Origin of the sequence: Fulvivirga aurantia, assembly GCF_009711475.1 — a bacterium.
In the GTDB taxonomy this organism is placed as follows: domain Bacteria; phylum Bacteroidota; class Bacteroidia; order Cytophagales; family Cyclobacteriaceae; genus Fulvivirga; species Fulvivirga aurantia.
Window position 1 is genome coordinate 1 of sequence record NZ_SMMD01000686.1, and the last position, 5,637, is coordinate 5,637.

General features: G+C 40.0%; 6 protein-coding genes. 4 read left to right on the forward strand and 2 right to left on the reverse strand.

Annotated elements, in window-relative coordinates; all coding sequences use genetic code 11:
- Together E1176_RS07355 and pdxA are read right to left on the reverse strand one after the other, a co-directional pair.
- Positions 1-347, reverse strand: a 347-nt coding sequence (locus E1176_RS07355; RefSeq protein WP_155209959.1) for a TerB family tellurite resistance protein, incomplete at its 3' end; no start/stop codon positions are given.
- Between the two features lie 120 nt (positions 348-467).
- Positions 468-1,496: a 4-hydroxythreonine-4-phosphate dehydrogenase PdxA gene (gene pdxA, locus E1176_RS07360; protein ID WP_155209960.1), complete on the reverse strand. Its 1,029-nt coding sequence runs from the start codon at positions 1,494-1,496 to the stop codon at positions 468-470.
- Between the two features lie 92 nt (positions 1,497-1,588).
- On the opposite strand from pdxA, the gene rsmA reads away from it, so the two are divergent.
- The 4 genes from rsmA to E1176_RS07380 all read left to right on the forward strand — a co-directional run bounded on the left by rsmA (position 1,589) and on the right by E1176_RS07380 (position 5,586).
- On the forward strand, positions 1,589-2,359 hold the full coding sequence (gene rsmA, locus E1176_RS07365) for a 16S rRNA (adenine(1518)-N(6)/adenine(1519)-N(6))-dimethyltransferase RsmA (protein ID WP_155209961.1): 771 nt from the start codon (positions 1,589-1,591) through the stop codon (positions 2,357-2,359).
- The gene (gene mgtE, locus E1176_RS07370; RefSeq protein ID WP_185152687.1) at positions 2,347-3,705 is read left to right on the forward strand and encodes a magnesium transporter; all 1,359 of its coding nucleotides are present in this window, start codon (positions 2,347-2,349) and stop codon (positions 3,703-3,705) included. The genes rsmA and mgtE overlap by 13 nt, the downstream gene beginning before the upstream one ends.
- The gene (locus E1176_RS07375) at positions 3,702-4,634 is read left to right on the forward strand and encodes an NAD(P)-dependent oxidoreductase (protein WP_155209962.1); all 933 of its coding nucleotides are present in this window, start codon (positions 3,702-3,704) and stop codon (positions 4,632-4,634) included. The genes mgtE and E1176_RS07375 overlap by 4 nt, the downstream gene beginning before the upstream one ends.
- Positions 4,635-4,782: 148 nt before the next feature.
- Positions 4,783-5,586 (forward strand): pentapeptide repeat-containing protein, encoded by an 804-nt coding sequence (locus E1176_RS07380; RefSeq protein ID WP_343030515.1) that lies wholly within the window; start codon positions 4,783-4,785, stop codon positions 5,584-5,586.
- The last annotated feature ends 51 nt before the right edge of the window (positions 5,587-5,637 follow it).

The following is a 5,637-nucleotide window of genomic DNA, read 5'->3' on the forward strand; positions in this document are numbered from 1 at the left end:
TTGTCGTGCTCGTATATCTCCGATTTAAGGAAGTCAACGACATTTTTGTTAAATCCTAACTTTATGGCCAGGTTCCGGCAGAATACTATTTCGCTATCGAAAATACGCTTATCTACCAGCATTAAATCTATACAGCTATAAAGGTATTCAAATTTTTGCTCATTAGAGAGCGCCCCAAAAGACTCAATGGGCTCTGGGTTTTTAATCAAGTCTTTTACTGCCTCGGCAGGAAAATTCCTCTTTCTGGCTAATTCAAATATCTTATCTCTCTCGATAGGAGAGAAGTGTTTGTCCGATTCAGCCAGTTGAATGAGTACATTTAATTGCTTTCTAGTTACTATATCCATTTAGAGAAATTAGTCGAGGTCAAGCTAAAGTTACACGATCTCAGAAAATAAACATAGGACAGCTCGAAATAGTAATAAAATAAAAATTCGAGAAGCGCCCTTATTTTTCTTTGAAAGGGCTTATTCTTCTTTGAGGTATAATTGCCTATTCTTAAAAATATCATATGCCATCAATATGGCGTGTCTCATTGACTCTTCGCTGGCTTCATTTTTTCCAGCTATATTATAAGCTGTGCCATGATCGGGAGAGGTTCTGATGATGGGCAAGCCTGCAGTGTAATTTACACCACTTTGAAATGCTAAAGTTTTAAAAGGTATTAAGCCCTGGTCATGGTACATGGCCAGTACCCCATCAAATTTTTTAAAGTCTCCTTTGCCGAAAAAGCCATCTGCAGGAAAAGGGCCATAGACCAGTTTGCCTCTTTTCTTAAAGTCTTCTATTACCGGACGTATAATTGCGTCATCTTCACTCCCAAGTAAGCCTTCTTCACCAGCATGGGGATTAAGGCCTAGTACTGCAATTTTAGGTTTAGCGATACCAAAATCATGTTTCAGTGAATGCTCCATAATGCTGAGTTTGCTGGCTATTTTCTCCTTACCGATGGCGGTACTCACATCTTTGAGCGGTATATGGCCGGTTACAACACCTACTCTTAGCTGGTCTGAGGCGAGCAGCATCAGGCTCTCTTTGCTTTCAAAATGTTTGGTAAAAAACTCGGTATGGCCTGGGAAAGCAAACTCTTCATTTTGAATGTTGTGTTTGTTGATAGGTGCAGTTACCACACCATCTATCAAGCCGCTCTTTAAATCTTCTACGGCTTTCTTGAGTGCCATAAAAGCGGCATTTCCAGCTTCTTTGGTAACCTGGCCTGTATTGATCTCCACCATTTCTTCCCAACAGTTAACCACGTTTACCTTTTTAATATTAAGCTTACCGTCTTTTACCTGGCTATAATTAAAATCTTCTGCTTTGAGTGCTTTTCTATAGTAAGCCAATGTTTTTGTAGAACCATAGATTACTGGGGTAATGTATTTTAATAATCGGCTGTCTCGAAGTGCTTTGATGGTTACTTCGGGGCCAATTCCATTAACATCACCAATGGTTATTGCTATTGCGGGTTTACGTTCGTTATGTGGCTTACTGCTCATTATTTTTAATATCTTTACCGGCTATTAAATTAAGGCCTCTGTCCTTAGTAATGTTTGCAATTTAAAGTATTTCTACTGATTCTAAAAAGCGGATGGTTAAACCTAAAAAACACCTGGGCCAGCATTTCTTAAAAGACGATAACATAGCCTTCAAGATAGCCGATGCCCTTTCTGATCATCATGAGAAGGTTTTGGAAATTGGACCGGGTACGGGGGTGCTTACCAAATTCTTAATAGATAGGTTTGATACACGCCTTATACTTGTAGATGTCGATAGCGAATCGATAGTTTACCTCAAGCAACACTTTGACCTACCGGTAGAAAATATAATTGAAGCTGATTATTTAAAGAAAGACTTAAGCGCTCACCTTGGGGAGAAGTATGCCGTGATCGGTAATTTTCCTTATAACATTTCATCTCAAATATTCTTTAAGATACTGGATGAGCGCGATAAGGTGACAGAGGTGGTTTGTATGCTGCAAAAAGAAGTAGCCAAACGCCTGGCTTCACCTCCGGGTAATAAAGAATATGGCATATTAAGTGTCTTGCTACAGGCATATTTCGATTTCGAATATTTGTTTACAGTGCCGCCAGGGGTTTTTAACCCACCCCCTAAGGTTGATTCAGGGGTGATCAGGCTGAAGCGAAATGGAGTAACACAGCTAGATTGCGATGAAAAATTGTTTAAACAAGTGGTAAAGCAGGGTTTTCAAAACAGAAGAAAAACCTTACGCAATGCGCTGAAACCACTAAATTTACCGGAAGAGGTGCGGGAGATGGAGATGTTGAATAGGAGAGCAGAGACATTGTCGGTTGATGATTTTGTGCAACTCACAAAAAATATTGAAAAGTGGAGCAGCTAGTACAATTTGAGTTAAGTAAAGAGTTCAGAGAGCGTTTTCAGGAGGCTGTTGATAATAAAGACACGCAGTTTATTATCAACATCTTAAAGGGCGTTAATCCAGCAGATATATCTTCATTGCTGCATGAGTTTGATACTGACGACTCGAAGTATGTAATTGACTTGCTTGAATCGGAGGTAAAAGCTGAGATTATCAATGACCTTGATGAAGACATTAGAGAGAAGTTTTTAAAGGTCTTTGATCCACCGGAAATTACGGCTATCGTCAATCACCTCGATTCTGATGATGCGGTGGATATTCTTAACGAGCTACCGGTAAAAGACAGAGAGGAAGTGATTGCCGGTCTTGAAAACGAGGAGAAAGAGGCCAACATCCTTGACCTGCTGAGATATGAAGAAGATGTAGCGGGTGGTCTTATGGCCAAGGAGCTCATCAAAGCCAATGTAAACTGGACGGTGGTACAATGTATTGAAGAAATAAGGCGCCAGGCCGAAAATGTACAGAAGCTTTACTCGGTATATGTCGTAGATGATAATGAAAGACTTTTGGGGCGGGTTTCTCTAAAGAGAATTATTCTGTCTACAGACAAAACTAAGATTGCAGACATTTATGAGCCTGATCTTGTAGCCGTAGAAACCTACATGTCTGAGGAAGAAGTGGCCATTATCATGCGAAAATATGACCTTGAAGCTGTGCCAGTTGTAAATGTGCAAGGTAAGCTGCTAGGTAGAATTACGATTGACGATATTGTAGACGTAATCACTGAGATTGCTGAGGAAGAGAGACAACTCATGGCCGGTATCTCTGAGGATGTAGAAGAAGACGATAGTGTTTGGATGCTCACTCGAGCGCGTTTACCATGGTTATTAATTGGTATTATTGGCGGTATTATCAGTGCTAAGTTTATGGGCATCTTTGAAGATGACCTGCTCAAAGTCACGGCCATTGCTTTTTTCATCCCTTTGATTCAAGCTACCGGTGGTAATGTAGGTATTCAATCATCATCAATTGTAGTACAGAGTTTGGCAAACCCTTCAGCTTTTTCTGATGGTCTCTTCAAAAGGTTACTTAAGGTGCTGATGGTGGCAATAGTGAATGGGTTAGTCCTTGCATCGCTGGTTTACGGTATCAATATATTGCTTGGTGGTGAAGCTAGGTTGTCATTAGTGGTGTCTCTGGCACTATTTAGTGTGGTGTTGATTGCATCGTTTATGGGCACCATCACACCTCTGATTCTAAATAAATTTGGTTTTAATCCCGCACTGGCTTCAGGGCCATTTATTACAACTACAAATGACCTTTTAGGTTTGGGAATTTACTTTTATATCGTTCATTTGCTTTTATGAAGTGTCTCATAGTTGATCAAATGCATGAAAAAACCGACCAATTTTTCAATGAAATTGGTTTGGAGGTTGAGTATCAGCCAGATATTACCAGATCGGAAATATTGGACTGCATTGGTGGATATGAAGGCATGGTGATAAGAAGTAAAACACCTGTCGACAAAGAGTTGATAGAGAAAGCGACCAAGCTTCGTTTTATTGCCAGGGCAGGGGCTGGTGTTGATAATCTCGATGTCGAGCTACTTGAGGAAAAAAATATTGCCATTATTAACGCGCCTGAAGGCAATAGAAATGCTTTGGCGGAGCAATCGGTCGGTATGCTTCTGTCTTTGTTACACCATATTGTAAAGGCTGATAAAGAAGTGCGAAAAGGCGCCTGGCACAGGGAAGCAAACCGTGGGGTTGAGCTTGCCGGTAAGACAGTTGGTTTGCTAGGCTATGGATATATGGGTCAGGCTTTTGCCAAAAAGCTCAGCGTATTTGGCTGTAATGTGCTCGCCTATGATAAATATAAGGTAAACTGTACAGACAAATATTGCAGGCAGACCACTTTGCAAGAAGTGTTTGACGAAAGCGACATCTTTAGTATTCATGTACCTTTAACAGGTGAAACCAAGCAAATGGTCGATAAGGAGTTTATTGATTCATTTAAGAAGAATATTTACTTACTCAATACCTCAAGAGGGGAGGTACTTTCTTTAGCTGCTTGTTGTGAGGCTTTAGAAAGTGGTAAGCTACTGGGGCTTGCCCTTGATGTGCTTGAAAACGAGAGGCTTAATGAGTTGACTGACGAGCAGCGCAAAAACTTTAGCTATCTTTCTACTTCCAATAAAACTATTCTCACACCACATGTGGCCGGCTGGTCTTTCGAATCTTATGAAAATATAAGTCGTGTGCTTGCGGCTAAGATTAAAGCATTTTTAACGCAGTAGGCCCGATATTATTACATCTCCATGTTAGTTTATTCATAAGATAACTTTTACTTTTGAAGTCATTTTGTTAATATAGATCACTAGAGTTCATTTTTTTAATGATTACTGAATGTTATTGAAGAATCAATTTAGAAGACTTAAGGAGCAAGTGAACTTAATATTAGAGAAGCCTATATTAACGTCTTCTATAGTATTAGCATTGCTCTCGGTCGTGGTGTTGGGTTTTAGCATGCAGTACTATCTCGCTGATTTTTCTTCCTTCTTTGCTCAGGTCATGGCTGAGGCTCATGGGATGCTTTTCGATATTGCCGTAATCGGTATCCTGATTTTCTGGCTTAATAAAAGTGGTGAAATGCGCCAACGAATAAGAACCTACAAAGATGAGATCGATGATTTCCGGCTTTGGGAGTCAGAAGAAGCAGCCTTCAGAACTGTGGGTAACATCAAGAGGCTTAACCGACACAATATCAATGAAATCAATCTGGTAAACTGTCACCTGGCCCGGACTAACCTCAACTATGTCAATCTTTCAGGATCAAACCTCAACTCAGCAGATATCACCAATGCCTTCCTGATAGAAACTAATCTTGAAAACACCAGACTAAACCAGACTAATCTGGAGAACTCAAACCTTAATCAGGCAATCCTAAAATCTGCATACGCGAGTGGCGCTAATTTTAAAGATGCTTACCTCATCAAAGCGCAACTTGAGAATGCTTTTTTAATAAAATCGAATTTTAAAAATGCCTTTCTGATGGAGGCAAATTTGAGAAACTGTTACCTTACAGGAGCAGATTTTGAGAATGCCAGTTTGTACAAAGCAGACCTAAGAGGAGCCAAAGGTCTCACCATCGAGCAATTGACAAAAGCCAAGACTTTATACCTGGCCCAGTTTGATGATGAGATACTTAACCAAATAAAAACCAACATCCCTGAGTTGGTCGGCAAGTAAACTGCCATTATTTGGAACAACTGCAATAAACATTTAACTTTGTAATCAAAT

Excerpts from the sequence above, each read along its gene's own strand:
- pdxA (WP_155209960.1), bottom strand. The coding sequence starts at position 1,496 with ATGAGCAGTAAGCCACATAACGAACGTAAACCCGCAATAGCAATAACC.
- E1176_RS07375 (WP_155209962.1), top strand. The coding sequence starts at position 3,702 with ATGAAGTGTCTCATAGTTGATCAAATGCATGAAAAAACCGACCAATTT.
- rsmA (WP_155209961.1), top strand. The coding sequence starts at position 1,589 with ATGGTTAAACCTAAAAAACACCTGGGCCAGCATTTCTTAAAAGACGAT.